At 72.7% G+C, this 14,528-nt stretch carries 10 protein-coding genes; 1 reads left to right on the top strand and 9 read right to left on the bottom strand.

Annotated elements, in window-relative coordinates; translation table 11 throughout:
• Window positions 1–27: 27 nt before the first annotated feature.
• From G9272_RS29595 to G9272_RS29580, 4 genes are all read right to left on the bottom strand, one after another.
• Window positions 28–351, bottom strand: a complete 324-nt coding sequence (locus tag G9272_RS29595) for a hypothetical protein (RefSeq protein WP_062642339.1) — start codon at window positions 349–351, stop codon at window positions 28–30.
• Window positions 348–716 carry a WhiB family transcriptional regulator gene (locus G9272_RS29590; protein ID WP_005480495.1) on the bottom strand — a complete coding sequence of 123 codons (369 nt, stop codon included), beginning with the start codon at window positions 714–716 and terminating at the stop codon, window positions 348–350. Before G9272_RS29590 ends, G9272_RS29595 begins: the two co-directional genes overlap by 4 nt.
• 178 nt (window positions 717–894) lie before the next feature.
• A complete protein-coding gene (locus G9272_RS29585) occupies window positions 895–1,212 on the bottom strand; it encodes a hypothetical protein (protein ID WP_171399351.1) in 318 nt (105 codons plus the stop codon).
• 189 nt (window positions 1,213–1,401) lie between these two features.
• Window positions 1,402–3,615, bottom strand: a complete 2,214-nt coding sequence (locus tag G9272_RS29580) for an ATP-dependent DNA helicase UvrD2 (RefSeq protein ID WP_171399350.1) — start codon at window positions 3,613–3,615, stop codon at window positions 1,402–1,404.
• 199 nt (window positions 3,616–3,814) lie between these two features.
• Between G9272_RS29580 and G9272_RS29575 the strand changes: the two genes are divergently transcribed.
• Window positions 3,815–4,057, top strand: coding sequence for a mycoredoxin (locus G9272_RS29575; protein ID WP_171399349.1), 243 nt, complete (start codon window positions 3,815–3,817; stop codon window positions 4,055–4,057).
• Window positions 4,058–4,134: 77 nt separating this feature from the next.
• Here G9272_RS29575 and nudC read toward each other — a convergent pair whose 3' ends face one another.
• The 5 genes from nudC to G9272_RS29550 form a co-directional block, all read right to left on the bottom strand.
• Window positions 4,135–5,079, bottom strand: coding sequence for an NAD(+) diphosphatase (nudC, locus tag G9272_RS29570; RefSeq protein WP_171399348.1), 945 nt, complete (start codon window positions 5,077–5,079; stop codon window positions 4,135–4,137).
• A 155-nt stretch (window positions 5,080–5,234) separates the two neighbouring features.
• The gene (locus G9272_RS29565) at window positions 5,235–6,647 is read right to left on the bottom strand and encodes a dipeptidase (RefSeq protein WP_171399347.1); all 1,413 of its coding nucleotides are present in this window, start codon (window positions 6,645–6,647) and stop codon (window positions 5,235–5,237) included.
• A gap of 10 nt (window positions 6,648–6,657) precedes the next feature.
• On the bottom strand, window positions 6,658–10,242 hold the full coding sequence (locus G9272_RS29560) for an ATP-dependent DNA helicase (RefSeq protein ID WP_171399346.1): 3,585 nt from the start codon (window positions 10,240–10,242) through the stop codon (window positions 6,658–6,660).
• A 104-nt stretch (window positions 10,243–10,346) separates the two neighbouring features.
• Window positions 10,347–13,673: an ATP-dependent helicase gene (locus G9272_RS29555; RefSeq protein ID WP_171399345.1), complete on the bottom strand. Its 3,327-nt coding sequence runs from the start codon at window positions 13,671–13,673 to the stop codon at window positions 10,347–10,349.
• Window positions 13,674–13,975: 302 nt separating this feature from the next.
• Entirely contained in the window at window positions 13,976–14,362 is a 387-nt protein-coding gene (locus tag G9272_RS29550) for an MGMT family protein (protein WP_171399344.1), read from the bottom strand.
• Between the last annotated feature and the right edge of the window lie 166 nt (window positions 14,363–14,528).

The raw sequence follows: 14,528 nt of genomic DNA, 5'->3' as shown, positions 1-14,528 counted from the left end.
GGAGGCCACCGCTTCAGGTGTGTGTGGTTACTGCATCACGGCCATGGCGAGCGCCCGCCGGGCGCGCAGCGAGGCGCGCTCGGCCCGGCGCTGCATCCGGCGAGCGGTCGCCAGGCGCAGCGCCCGGCGTTCCCGCTCGGCCTCGTGCAGTCGGTCGTGCATATGCGCACGAGCCAGGGCTTCTGGGATGAGTTGCATCTCGCGTGTCCTGTTCTGACGCGAGTCGTACGCGCCGGTGGTGGTGATGTCTTCGGTCGCGGAGCCTGCGGGCTCGCTGGGGAACGGCTTCATCGGGGCCTGCTTCTTGGGGTCTTGCGTGAGGGGGCGGTCGATCGTTCCTGCGGTGTTCATGCTGTGACCGGGTTCTTGCGCGGGCGGCCACGCGGCCGCTTCCGGGCGACGACGACGCCCTGGACGAACAGCTCGCCACCCCAGACGCCCCAGGGCTCGCGCCGCTCCTTGGCGCCGGCGAGGCAGGCCTCCATCAGCGGGCAGGTGCGGCAGAGGGACTTGGCGTACTCGACGTCGGCCGGCGACTCGGCGAAGAAGACCTCCGGGTCGTAGGAACGGCAGGGGACGGGTACGCCGAGGTTCTCGATGGCGTCGTCGAGCGCGGTGAGCGCCGTGAGCGGGGTCAAGGTGGAGTCCTCCGTGAGGCCGGGCGGGGGGATCGTTTCGGAAGGCGGTACTGACGGGGCGTGCGCTTCGAGTTGCACGGTTCGTCTTTCCTCGTCTGTCGGTCCGGTCCTGTAGGACCGGGTGTCGGCTGGGTACCGGGTTCTTTTCTTGTCCCGAGGCCCCTTCGCTCCGCCGTCCCCGTGGTTCGGGGCAAACAGAAGGGCCGCGGATCCCGGGTGGGTTCCGCGGCCCTGAAGGCGCCGGCCTGATCGAAGATCAGGCTGGATCACTCCAGGGTTCTGGCCCACGGAAGGCCCACATCAGGTGGTGCTGCGTCGTCTGCTTCCGGGCTCCGGCACCGGCTGCCGTAAAGGCATAGGCCTGCGCCTGTGCCCCTACTGCTTCCAGTGCCTCGGTCGGTCGCTCATTGCGCTCGCGGCTGGGAAGACCCGCGGAGGCAACGGAGGAGCACGCCGACCGGTCGGCACGAATGCCGGACAGACCGGTGCCCAGGATCGAGGCGTCGAGGATGCACGTGGAGACGACCGAGGGATCGGTCAGTTTCGCGGTGGAGCTGCGGTTGATGATGATCACTGGAATCGCCTCCTCTCGGCGTCTCGGGGGACCGGGGGTGAATCCGGTCCGGCGGGTATGCAAGTACAGCACGGAATCAGGGCCTTCGAGAAGGCCGCCGTTCCCGTGTCTAAGAACCTATGGGGATTGCCGGGGCATGCGCAAACTATTTTTTCGACGAGTTCGGATCAGTTGCCCAGTCGTCCGCCCTCAGTCCCCCTCGTCGCCCCCTTCGACGTCTTGGCCTGCGCAGATGGCCAGGACATCGGCTCCGTAGCGGTTGAGCTTGCGTACGCCGACCCCCGGGATCCGCGCGAGCTCGCCCTCCTGCTCGGGGACGGTCTCGGCGATCGCCATCAGGGTCTTGTCGGTGAAGACACAGAACGCGGGCTGTCCCGCCCGCTGTGCCTGGACCGCCCGCCAGTCGCGCAGCCGTTCGTACAGCCCCTCGTCCATGTCGGAGGGGCACTCCTCGCAGCGCATCAGCTTCATCTCGCCGGCGTCGGTCAGGGTGCGCCCGCAGACCCGGCAGCGGGCCGGGGTCCGCTGGGTCCGGCGCCGCTCGACGGGGGCACCCGCCGCGGCACCGGTGAAGCCGCGCTCGATGCCTCCGGTGCCTCCGTTGGCACCGTTGCCACCGCGGCCGGCGGCGGCGCCCGACCCGGGACGCAGGCCGTCGAGGAAGCGGCTGGGACGGCGGCTCGGACGGCCGCCGGGTGAGCGGGAGAGCGCCCAGGAGACATACAGGCGCTCCCGGGCCCGGGTGACTCCGACGTAGAGGAGACGGCGCTCCTCCTCGATCTGCTCGTCGGTCTTGGCGTAGCTGATCGGCATCATGCCCTCGGCGACACCGACCAGGAAGACGACGTCCCACTCCAGGCCCTTGGCCGAGTGCAGGGAGGCCAGGGTGACGCCCTGGACGGTCGGGGCGTGCTGGGCGTTCGCCCGTTCGTCGAGCTCGGCGACCAGGTCGGCGAGGGTGGCGCCGGACTGCGCGGCGGCGAAGTCCTGCGCGAGGCTGACCAGCGCCGCCAGTGACTCCCAGCGTTCTCTGACGGCTCCGGAGCCGGCCGGCGGCTGCGGTGTCCAGCCCTCCCCCGAGAGGACGGCACGTACCTGGGAGGGCAGGTCGACGGCGTCCTCGAGGAGGGTGTCGTTGCCGCCGAAACGGGCCGCGCCGCGCAGGGCGACGCCCGCCTTGCGGACCTCGGGGCGGTCGAAGAAGCGCTCCGCGCCGCGCAGCTGGTACGGGATGCCGCGGTCGGCGAGTGCCTGCTCGTACGTCTCCGACTGTGCGTTGGTGCGGAACAGGACGGCGATCTCCGCGGCCGGGACGCCGGCGTCGAGAAGCTCGCGGATCCGGCGGGCCGCGCCCTCGGCCTCGGCGGGCTCGTCGGGGTAGTCGCCGTAGCCGGGCTCGGGTCCCGGGCCGCGCTGGGAGACGAGCTCCAGACGGTGGTCCGCGGCGCGGCCCCGGGCCTGGGAGAGCAGACCGTTGGCGAGGTGGACGACCTGGGGGGTGGAGCGGTAGTCGCGGACCAGCTTGACGACGGTGGCGCCGGGGTGGCGGGTGCGGAAGTCGAGGAGGTGGTCGGGGGTGGCTCCGGTGAAGGAGTAGATCGTCTGGCTGGCGTCCCCGACCACGCACAGGTCGTCCCGCTCGCCGAGCCACAGTTCCAGCAGGCGCTGCTGGAGCGGGCTGACGTCCTGGTACTCGTCGACCACGAAGTGCTGGTACTGGGCGCGGACCTGCTCGGCGATGTCGTGCCGGTCCTGGAGGACGGCGACGGTCAGCAGCAGGACGTCCTCGAAGTCGATGACACCGCGCTGCCGCTTGAGGTCCTCGTAGGCCGCGTAGAGCTGGGCGATCTCGGCGGGGTCGCGGGGGATCTCGCGGCCCGCCTTGGCGGCGGCCAGGGCGTAGTCGGCGGGGACGGTCTGGGTGACCTTGGACCACTCGATCTCCGCGGTGGCGTCCCGCAGCTCGCCCCGGTCGAGACGGATGCGGCAGGCGGCCGCCGCGTCGGCGACGAGCTGGATCTTGCGGTCGGCGAGCCGGGGCAGGGAGCCACCGATCGCTTTCGGCCAGAAGTACTGAAGCTGACGCAGGGCCGCGGAGTGGAAGGTGCGGGCCTGGACGCCCTGGGCGCCGAGCAGGCGCAGCCGGCCCCGCATCTCCCCGGCGGCACGGTTGGTGAAGGTGACGGCCAGCACACTGGAGGGGTTCAGGATGCCTGCGCGTACCCCGTAGGCGATGCGGTGGGTGATCGCCCGGGTCTTGCCCGTGCCCGCTCCTGCCAGCACGCACACCGGACCGTGCAGGGCGGTGGCCACCTCGCGCTGCTCGGGGTCGAGCCCTTCGAGCACCGCGTCGGCCGAGTCCGGTACCTGCGGGAAGAGGGGGGAGTGCGTTGCTGCTGTCACATGGCCATGCTGCCAGGTCGGCGGAGACGGGCGAGCCGGTTGTCCACAGGTGGGCCCTCGCAGTCGTATGAATGCGGCGAGTGTCACCCTCGGAGGTCCATGCCTCGAGGGAATGCCACCCGGCGGGAATGGTGGCCCTTTCAAGTACGTTCTCCCTCTGCAACCGCCTGCCCCGACCCGCCGAAGGAGCACAAGAGACATGCTGGGCACTGTGACGATGTACAGCACCACGTGGTGCGGCTACTGCCAGCGGCTGAAGAAGCAGCTCGACCGCGAGGGCATCGGATACACCGAGATCAACATCGAGCAGGACCCGGATTCCGCGGCGTTCGTGGAGAAGGCCAATGGCGGAAACCAGACGGTTCCGACCGTGCTGTTCCCCGACGGCTCCACGCTGACGAACCCGTCGCTGGCGCAGGTGAAGCAGAAGATCGGCGCGTGACCGCGTTCGGCGCGTAGCCGTACGCGAGAAGGGCGGCCCCCCGATACCTCGGGGGGCCGCCCTTCTCGCGTCGTGGGTCAGATGAAGCTGCGGGTCGGCAGCGGCTTGCCGTACCAGAGCTCGATCAGACGGGCCGCGATGGAGATGCCGTAGGGGGGCAGCACCTCGCCGGACTCGAAGGCGGCGCCGAGTTCGTCGCGGGAGAACCAGCGGGCCTCGTGGATCTCGTCGCCGTCGACGTTGATCTCGGTGGACGTGGCGCGGGCCATGAAGCCCAGCATGAGGCTGGACGGGAAGGGCCAGGGCTGGCTGGCGATGTAGTCGACCTGGCCGACGGTGACGCCTGCCTCCTCGAAGACCTCGCGGCGCACGGACTGCTCGATGGACTCGCCCGGCTCGACGAAGCCGGCGAGGGTCGAGAAGCGGCCCTCGGGCCAGTGGACCTGGCGACCGAGCAGGATGCGGTCCTCCTCGTCCGTGACGGCCATGATCACCGCGGGGTCGGTGCGCGGGTAGTGCTCGGCACCACAGGCCGGGCAGCGGCGGATATGGCCGGCCGCGGCGATCACCGTGCGCTCGCCGCAGCGGGAGCAGAAGCGGTGCAGGCGCTGCCAGTTCTCCAGGGCCACCGCGTGGACCATCAGTCCCGTCTCGCGCGGCGACAGCAGCAGGCCGGCCTCCCGCAGACCGGCCGGGCGCGCGGACTGGTCGATACGGCCGGGCAGCGCGTCCTTCTGGAGGGCGAAGTAGCTGACGCCGTCCTCGTCGGTCCCCAGGAAGTAGCGGTGCGCCTCGGTGAGGGGCGCCTCGAACGACGGGGTCATGAGGAGCTCGGTGTGGCCTTCGGACGTCTCGTCGATGAGGACCTGACCGCCGGAGACGACGAAGCAACGCGTCGTGGGGTGGCTCCACGCCGCGGCGAGCCAGGCCTCGTCGAGCCGGTGGTGGGCGGCCCGGTCGACACCGCTCGGCGCGGTGAGCGAGATGGGTCGATCGGCGTTCTGGTCGGTCCAGGTGGTCACGGGTACTTCCAACTCCCCCGGTGGAACGGTTGTTTCGGCGGGCGGTTCAGCGGGACGTACGGCAGCGGACGACCGGTTCCGGTGCGGTGTCGCGGTGCGGGGCGGTCTTTCCAGTGTGCCCCGCGCGCGTCTCCCCTCCGGACCGTGCGGGGGCGTCAGGGCGCATGACGCCAGTTCTCGGCCAGGTCGCCCCAGAGGTACGCGGTGGTCTCGACGCCCTTGAGGAGGAGATCCAGCTCGACCTTCTCGTTCGGCGCGTGCCAGCCGTCCGAGGGGACGGAGATGCCCAGGAAGAGCACGGGGGCGCCGAGGACCTCCTGAAGGTCGGCGGCCGGTCCCGAGCCGCCTTCCCGGGTGAAGCGGACGGGCCCTTCGAAGGCGCGGCCCATGGCGCGGACCACGGACCGGAGGGCCGGATGGTCCAGCGGGGTCAGACAAGGGCGCGTGGCCGGGCTGAACGTGATCTCGTGCCGGATCCCGGCGGGCAGCTGCTCGGCGGCCCAGTCGCGAACGGCCTTCTCCACGTGCTCGGGGTCCTGGCCGGCGACCAGCCGGAACGACAGCTTCACAAAGGCCGAGGACGGGATGATCGTTTTGCTGCCCGGGCCCTGGTAGCCGCCGCCGATGCCGTTGACCTCGGCGGTGGGGCGGGCCCAGACGCGCTCCAGGGTGGTGTGTCCGGCCTCGCCGTGGGTGGCGCGCGACCTGGCTGTGCGCAGCCACCGGTCCTCGTCGAACGGCAGCTCCGCGAAGAGCTCGCGCTCGCGGTCGGTGAGCTCGACGATGCCGTCGTAGAAGCCGGGAACGGCCACGCGTGCGTGCTCGTCGTGCAGGGCCGCGACAAGGCGGGCGGCCGCGGTGGCCGGGTTGGGCACGGCACCGCCGAAGGAGCCCGAGTGGATGTCCTGGTCGGGGCCGAACAGCCGGATCTCGCACTCGGCGAGGCCGCGCATGCCGGTGCACACCGTGGGGGTGTCCTCGGACCACATACCGGTGTCGGAGACGATCACGGCATCCGCGGCGAGCCGTTCCGCCTGCTCCTCGACCAGGGCGCGGAAGTTCGGGGAGCTGGACTCCTCCTCGCCCTCGATCAGCAGCTTGAGGCCGACGGCCGGGGCCCGGCGGCCGGTGGCGGCGAGATGGGCGCGGACACCGAGGGTGTGGAAGAAGACCTGGCCCTTGTCGTCGGCCGCTCCCCGCGCGTGCAGGCGGTTTCCGCGGACGACGGGCTCGAAGGGGTCGGTGTCCCAGCCGTCCTCGCGGGCGGCGGGCTGCACGTCGTGATGGCCGTAGACCAGGACGGTGGGAGCCTGCGGATCGCCGGACGGCCACTCCGCGTAGACGGCCGGCGCGCCCGGCGTCTGCCAGACCTCGACGGTCGGGAAGCCGGTCTCCTTGAGCTTGGCCGCGAGCCAGTCCGCGCTGCGCCGTACGTCGGGGGCGTGGTCGGGCTGCGCCGACACCGACGGGATGCGCAGCCATTCGGCGAGGTCGTCGAGGAAGGCGGCGCGGTGCTGCTCGATGTACGTGCGGACGGCGCTGACGGCACTGTCAACGGTATGGCTCATGGTCACGAGCCTAACGGCCCGCACCGACATCCTCGCCGGGCCCTTGCGCAGGGTTTACTTGCGCGGCCGGTCCGCCACCGTCGTCCTCGGCGCCGTCTTCCCCCGTCAACAGGCGCTCCAGGGCCGCACGATCGGGCAGACCCTCCGGCCGTACGACGTCGCCGCCGCGTACGTAGAGGAACGCCGCTGTGACGGATTCCACGGGCACACCCTGCTGCTCGGCCCACGCGAGCCGGTAGAGGGCGAGCTGAAGGGGGTCGGCGGTGCGGGCCCGGTGGGTCTTCCAGTCGACGATGTCGTAGGTGGCCGTGTCTCCGTCGCCCTCCTTGTAGACCGCGTCGATACGGCCCCGAACGACGCGGCCGGCGAGGGCGAGCTGGAAGGGGGCCTCGACGCGGTACGGCGTGCGGTGGGCGTACTCGGTGCTCTCGAAGGCTTCCTTGAGGGCTTCCAGGTCGCGTTCGTCGGCGATCTCGGCGTCGTCGCCGGGCAGCTCGTGCGGTTCCAGCAGGGGGAGCGTCAACTCCTCGAAGCGGGCCTCCACCCATGCGTGGAACCTGGTGCCCCGGCGCGCGGCCGGTTGCGGGGGGCGTGGCATGGGGCGTGCGAGTTCCTGCGCGAGACCGTCCGGGTCGGCGGCCAGCCGCAGCACCTGCGAGGCGGTCAGGGTCGTGGGCAGGGTCACGTCCGTGACGCTCCGGCGGGCGCGGAGCAGCTCGCCGGCGAGCGCGTCGAGGTCACGGTCCCAGGAGGCGACGGCGCGGGCTTCCTCAGGGGTGAGGGAGTGCCTGCGCGGGCGGGTCGCGGGAAGCTCGGGGGCCGTCGCCTGGTGGGGCACGGCGAGGGGGGTGTCCGCGAAGGGCGCGTCCCCGAACGGGTCGGACTCGTCGTAGGACGGCTCGCCATAGGACGGCTCGTCATGGGACGGCTCGTCGTACTCGGGATTGCCGTATTCGGCGTCGTCGTACTGCGGCTCGTCGTACTCGGGCTCGTAGGAGAGCTCGTCCTCGTCCGGTGGCGGGGGCCAGTCCGGGTCGTCGTAGGTGTCCGGGTCGTGGGTGGCGCCGGGGTGGCCGTCCTGGTGCGAGGCGAGGTCCTCCAGGTGGGCGAGGACGGTCTCGGCGGCGGCGCGGCGGCGGGCGAGGGAGTCGTCGTCCAGGGGAAGCGGCCAGACCTGGTCGGCCGTCGCCCGGTGCAGGACGGGGTTCTCCGCGCCCTCCTCCGGTTCGTCCGCCCAGGCCTCGATCTCGCCGTGCCCGGCCGCGCAGTGCCGGTACAGCTCCTGGAGGAAGTCGGACGGGCCGCGGGGCTTCTTCTGAGTGGGCCCCCACCAGTGGCCGGACCCGAGGAGCAGGGAGCGGGGGCGGGTGAAGGTGACGTAGCCGAGGCGGAGTTCCTCGGTGTGCTGGTGGTCCTTCATGGCCTCGTGGAAGGCCTTCATGCCCCGCGCGTCCCAGGAGTCGAGGTCGGGGAGGGTGTCGGCGTCGCCGCGCAGTGCGTGCGGCAGCACCTTGGCCTGGGCGGTCCACTTCTCGCGGCCCTGGCCGCTGGGGAAGGTTCCGGTGACCAGGCCGGGGACGGCGACGACGTCCCACTCCAGGCCCTTGGACTTGTGCGCGGTGAGCACCTTGACGGTGTTCTCGCCGCCGGGGAGGGCGTTGTCGAGGCCCTTCTCGTACTGGGCGGCGGTGCGCAGGAAAGCGAGGAAGGCCAGCAGGCTCGCCTGGCTCTCGCTCGCGGCGAAGGAGGCGGCGATGTCGAGGAAGTTGGACAGGGTCTCGCGGCGCCGGGCGGCCAGGGCCTGCGGGGACGCCGACAGTTCGACCTCGAGGCCGGTGACGGCGAGGACGCGGTGCAATACGTCCATCAAGGGGTCGGACAGGGAACGGCGCAGGTCGCGCAGTTCGGTGGCGAGTCGCGCGAACCGCACGCGCGCGTCCGGCGAGAAGGGCAGCCCGTCGTCGTACCCGGCACCGCCGCCGTACAGGGGCGTCTCCAGGAAGGTGTCGAGGGCGTCCGCGAGCGATATCACCTCGGACGGGTCGATCCCCTCGACGGCCTCGGCGAGGCGGCGGTCCGGGTCGTCGTCGCCGTCCCCGCGCGCGTGGGTGACGAGCAGTCGTGCCCTTCGGCCCAGGAGCGCGAGGTCGCGGGGGCCGATGCGCCAGCGCGGGCCGGTGAGCAGGCGGACCAGGGAGGCGTTGGCGCCGGGGTCCTGGAGGACCTCGCAGACGGCGACCAGGTCGGCGACCTCGGGCAGGTGCAGGAGACCGGAGAGACCCACCACCTCGACGGGGATGTCCCGGGCGACCAGCGCGCCCTGGATCTCCGCGAAGTCGGTGGCCGTGCGGCACAGGACGGCGATCTCACCGGGTGCCTTGCCGGTGCGCACGAGGTGGGCGATGGAGTCGGCGATCCAGTCCATCTCCTCGGCGTGCGTGTTCAGGAGGGCGCAGCGGACCGCTCCGTCGCGCTCGGCACCGGGGGCCGGGCGCAGGGCCTCCACGCCCGCGTGCATGGCGCGCAGCGGCTCGGCGAGGCCGTTGGCGAGGTCCAGGAGGCGGCCGCCGCTGCGGCGGTTCTCGCTGAGCGACTGGCGGCGCGCCCTGCTTCCGTCGGTGTGCGCGAAGTGCTCGGGGAAGTCGTCGAGGTTCGCCACGGAGGCGCCGCGCCAGCCGTAGATGGCCTGGCAGGGGTCGCCGACGGCGGTCACGGGGTGCCCGGTGCCGCCGCCGAACAGGCCGGCCAGGAGGATGCGCTGGGCCACCGACGTGTCCTGGTACTCGTCGAGGAGGACCACACGGAACTCCTCGCGCAGGATCGGGCCCACTTCGGGAACCTGGGCGAGCCGGGCCGCCAGGGCGATCTGGTCGCCGAAGTCGAGCAGGTCGCGCTCACGCTTGGCGGTCCGGTAGCGCAGCACCAGCTCGGCCAGTTCGCGCCGGGCGGCGGCCGCCTCGGGCACCTTGCGCAGGTCGGCGTTGGTGAGTCTGGCGCCCTCCAGGCCGTTCAGCAGTCCGGCGTCCCACGCACGCAGGTCCTCGGACCGGACGAGGTGTTCGGCGAGTTCGGCGTCGAGCGCGAGGAGGTCGCTGATCAGGTCGGCGAAGGAGCGGGTGAGCGACGGGTAGGGGCCGGGGGCCTCGCGCAGCACACGCGCGGCGAGCTGGTAGCGGGTGGCGTCGGCGAGCAGGCGGGACGTCGGCTCCAGGCCGATGCGCAGGCCGTGGTCGGTCAGCAGGCGACCCGCGAAGGAGTGGTAGGTGGAGATCACCGGCTCGCCCGGCGGGTTGTCCGGGTCGATGACGTCGGGGTCGGTGACGCCCGCCTTTACCAGTGCCTTGCGGACGCGCTCGGCGAGTTCTCCGGCGGCCTTGTTGGTGAAGGTCAGGCCGAGGACCTGGTCGGAGGCGACCTGGCCGGTGCCGACCAGCCACACCACGCGCGCGGCCATCACCGTCGTCTTGCCCGACCCGGCTCCGGCCACGATCACCTGCGGGGCGGGCGGCGCGGTGATGCAGGCCGTCTGCTCCGGGGTGAAGGGGATCCCGAGGAGCTCCTTGAGCTGCTCGGGATCGCTGATACGGGCGGGCATGTGGAGAGGCTAGCGGCGGGCACTGACAGTCGATGACAAATCGCCCGCAGAGAACGAGAGAAGCGCAGGTCAGCACCAGTGGTGCGGTCCGTCACACGGGTCTGTCACTCGACCACGTGCCGTCCCTCGGGCCGGGCGCTGCACGCGGCGCGGAACGCGCAGTGGGTGCACTGCTGGCCGGCGGTCGGCGTGAAGCGCTCGTCGAGGACCTTGCCGGCCGCCGTGGCGAGCAGGTCACCGACCCACTCCCCCGCCGCGCCCTCGAGGGCTTCCTGCGCCTGCACCTTGGGCAGGCTCTCGCCGCCGTCCCGCTTGGCGGCGCTCTGCCGCAGCTGGACGAGTTCGGCGCCGCCCGGTGTGGGCCGTACGCCGTCGAAGGCCTCGTCGACGGCGCCCTCGCGGACGGCGAGCTGGTACACGGCGAGCTGGGGGTGGCGCTCCACCTCGCGGGCGGTCGGCGCGTGTTTGCCGGTCTTGAAGTCGACGACGTACGCACGGCCTTCGGCGTCGGCCTCGACACGGTCCATCTGGCCGCGGATGCGCACCTCGTACTCGCCCGCTTCGAGGGTGACGTCGAAGTCGTGCTCGCTGGCGACCGGTGTGCGGCCCCTGCGGTCCATCACATGCCACTTCAGGAAGCGTTCGAGCGCCACACGCGCGTGTGTCTTCTCCTGCGCGGACTTCCACGGGGCGTCGAACGCGAGGGCGTTCCACACGGAGTCGAGTCGCTCCATGAGGACGTCGAGGTCGGCCGGGGTGTGCCCGGAGGCGACCTCGTCGGCGAGGACGTGCACCACGTTGCCGAACCCCTGGGCGACGGTGGCGGGGGCGTCGGCCTTCACCTCGCGGCCCAGGAACCACTGGAGGGCACAGGTGTTGGCGAGCTGGTCGAGGGCGCTGCCGGAGAGCACGACGGGCTGGTCGCGGTCGCGCAACGGCACCTTGCTCTCGGTCGGCTCGAACATGCCCCACCAGCGGTACGGGTGGGCGGACGGCACCAGGGGCCTGCCGTCCTCGTCGGCGAGCGCGGCCAGCCGGGCCAGACGGCGGGCGGCGGCCTCCCGGAGGGTGGCGGAGGCGCGCGGGTCGACCGTCGTGGCGCGCAGTTCGGCGACCAGCGCGGCGACCGCCAGGGGGCGGCGCGGGCGGCCGGTGACGTCCTTGGGCTCGACGCCGAGTTCGGTCAGGAAGCGGGAGGGCTGGTCGCCGTCGTCGGCGGGCGCCTTCACGGCGGTGACGACGAGCCGCTCCCGCGCGCGCGTGGCGGCGACGTAGAACAGGCGGCGCTCCTCGGCGAGCAGCGCTCCCGGGGTGAGCGGCTCGGCGAGTCCGTCGCGGCCGATGCGGTCCGCCTCCAGGAGGGAGCCCCGGCGGCGCAGGTCCGGCCACAGGCCTTCCTGGACGCCGGCCACGACGACCAGGCGCCATTCCAGGCCCTTGGCGCGGTGGGCGGTCATCAGACGTACGGCGTCGGGGCGCACGGCACGCCGGGTGAGGGTGTCGGCGGCGATGTCCTCGGCCTCGATCTCGGCCAGGAAGTTCAGGGCGCCCCGGCCGCCGGTGCGCTCCTCCGCGCGCGCGGCGGTGGCGAAGAGCGCGCACACGGCGTCCAGGTCCCGGTCGGCGTTACGGCCGGCCGCGCCGCCGCGCCGGGCGGCCCGCTCCAGACGTGTGGGCCAGGGCGTGCCGTCCCACAGGCCCCACAGCGCCTCCTCGGCCGTACCGCCCCGCGCGAGGCCCGCCCTGGCCGTCGCCAGCAGCGCGCCGAGGCGCTGGGCACCGCGCGCGTACGTCGGGTCATGGGCGACCAGCCGCTCCGGCTCGGCCAGGGCCCGGGCGAGCAGCTCGTCGGAGGGTGGCGGCAGCGCGTTGCCCGCGGCGCGCTCCTCCTCGCGCAGTGCCCGGCCTAGGCGGCGCAGATCGGCGGCGTCCATGCCGGCGAGCGGGGAGGCGAGGAGGGTGAGGGCGGTCTCGGTGTCGAGCCAGCAGGCGTCCGCGCCGGCCTCGGGGTCCTCTTCCCCCGCCGGTGCTGCGGAGGCCTCCGCCGTCGCCACCGCCCGCAGGGCCGTCAGCAGGGGTGCCACGGCGGGTTCGTGGCGCAGGGGGAGATCGTCGCCGTCGATGTCGAGGGGGACGCCGGCGGCGGTGAGGGCGCGGCGGACCGTCGGGATCGTGCGGGAGCCGGCGCGTACCAGTACGGCCATCTCGCTCCAGGGCACGCCGTCCTCCAGGTGCGCGCGGCGCAGGATGTCGGCGACGTTGTCCAGTTCGGTGCCGGGGGTCGGGTACGTGTAGACCTCGACGCGGCCGCCGTCGCGTGCGGCGGTCAGCTCGCGGTGGGCGCGGACCTTCTCGGCCGGGAGGCGGGTCAGGGGCATCCGCTGGGTGAGCAGCCGGGTGGCGGCCAGGAGGGCGGCACCGGAGCGGCGGGAGGTGCGCAGGACCTCGACGGGGGCCGGACGGCCGTCGGGGCGGGGGAAGTCGTCGGGGAAGTCCAGGATGCCGTTCACGTCGGCACCCCGGAAGGTGTAGATCGACTGGTCGGGGTCGCCGAAGGCGACCAGGCTGCGGCCGCCGCCGGCGAGGGCGTGCAGCAGCCGCACCTGGGCCGGGTCGGTGTCCTGGTACTCGTCGACGAACACGGCGTCGTACCGCGCGGCGAGCCGCTCGGCCACCTCGGGGCGGTGGGCGAGGAGGACCGCACGGTGGACGAGTTCCGCGTAGTCGATCACGCCGTGCAGATCGAGCACGTCGAGGTACTCGGCGAGGAAGGCGGCGGCGGCGCGCCAGTCGGGGCGGCCGATGCGGTGTGCGAAGGCGTCCAGGGCAGCGGGGTCGAGGCCCAGTTCGCGGCTGCGGGCGAGCACCGCGCGGACCTCGTCGGCGAAGCCGCGCGTGGTGAGGCAGGCGCGCAGTTCGTCCGGCCAGCGCACATGCGCGAGACCGAGCCGCTGGAGGTCGAGCTGGCCCGCGAGCAGTTCACGGACGGCCACGTCCTGCTCGGGTCCTGACAGCAGCCGCAGGGGTTCCACGAACAGGTCGGCGTCCTGGTGGGCGCGGATCAGGGCGTAGCAGTACGAGTGGAAGGTGGTCGCCTGGGGCGCGCGGGCGGCGCCCATGCGATGCGCCATCCGGTCCCGCAGCTCCACGGCCGCCTTGCGGCTGAACGTGAGCACCAGGATGCGCTCGGGGTCGCCCCCGCGGGCGATCCGGGCCGCCACGGACTCGACGAGGGTGGTGGTTTTCCCGGTGCCCGGACCTGCGAGGACGAGCAGTGGACCGGCGCCGTGGTCAACCACGGAGCGCTGTGTGGCGTCCAGACGAGGGGGACCCACCCGGGCCGGCGGGGTACGCACCAGTCGGTAAGCGCCACGGTCCCCCTGTCGCCCCTGGGGGTGCGACAGGCGCCTGGTGGAGGAAGAGGAGCTCACGTGGTTCGCCGGTCCTGGTGGGTGTACTGGTTGACGGAGCACCGATCGGGGGGAGCGGTGATCACGGGATGAGGGGGACGCGTGCAGCCGACGCTACGCCGACGAGCGGTCCGGAAGGACGGCTTCCGATTCTTCTCTCAAGGCCCTCGCAACCCTCACGGCCCTCACGCCCCTCCCGGCCTGCCTGCCCCGCACGTCCCTCGTCCCTCGAACGTACGCCATGCGGCAGACGTGCCCCCTTTGCGCCGTTTCCCCCGTACGGGGCACAAGGTCCCCTCCGCGCCGTCCGATGGCGGAAGCTGTCAGGTGTGACCTTCCGCGCGCTCGCCGCCGTCCCACCGCGCCCGCTTCATGTCGAGGCGCGGCAGATGACCCTGGGCGGCCCTGCTCGCCTGCTTCAGAGGCGTGCCCTCGGCGCGGTAGTGGTCCAGCGCCCGCAGCTCGTGGCCCGGGAGCAGCGCCCCGTCCGCGCGGACCACGCGCCACCACGGGACGGCGCCGCCGTAGAGGGCCATCACCCGGCCCACCTGTCTCGGCCCGCCCTCCTCCAGCCACTCCGCGACGTCCCCGTACGTCATGACCCGCCCGGGCGGGATCAGCTCCGCGACCTCGAGGACCCGCTCGGCGTACTCCGGCAGCGCGTCCGTGTACTCCGGGCGGGGGTCGTCCGGAAGGCTCTGCTCGCTCATCCGCCCCATCCTGCCCCACGGCACCGACAATGCGACGGGACCGCGACCCTGTGTGACCCTCGCCCCCGGGCGGCGCTTCAGGCAGACTGTGCGCCCCCGCGTTTGCACCCTGATGCCCCCGTGTGTCGGTGGGGCATGCCACCATCGTGCGGGCGGTGACACCGGT

The sequence above is a fragment of the Streptomyces asoensis genome, from assembly GCF_013085465.1.
GTDB lineage: Bacteria > Actinomycetota > Actinomycetes > Streptomycetales > Streptomycetaceae > Streptomyces > Streptomyces cacaoi_A.
This window is presented reverse-complemented; position numbering and strand designations above follow the sequence as displayed.

Excerpts from the sequence above, each read along its gene's own strand:
- G9272_RS29565 (WP_171399347.1), bottom strand. The coding sequence starts at position 6,647 with ATGAGCCATACCGTTGACAGTGCCGTCAGCGCCGTCCGCACGTACATC.
- G9272_RS29595 (WP_062642339.1), bottom strand. The coding sequence starts at position 351 with ATGAACACCGCAGGAACGATCGACCGCCCCCTCACGCAAGACCCCAAG.
- G9272_RS29575 (WP_171399349.1), top strand. The coding sequence starts at position 3,815 with ATGCTGGGCACTGTGACGATGTACAGCACCACGTGGTGCGGCTACTGC.
- G9272_RS29550 (WP_171399344.1), bottom strand. The coding sequence starts at position 14,362 with ATGAGCGAGCAGAGCCTTCCGGACGACCCCCGCCCGGAGTACACGGAC.
- G9272_RS29560 (WP_171399346.1), bottom strand. The coding sequence starts at position 10,242 with ATGCCCGCCCGTATCAGCGATCCCGAGCAGCTCAAGGAGCTCCTCGGG.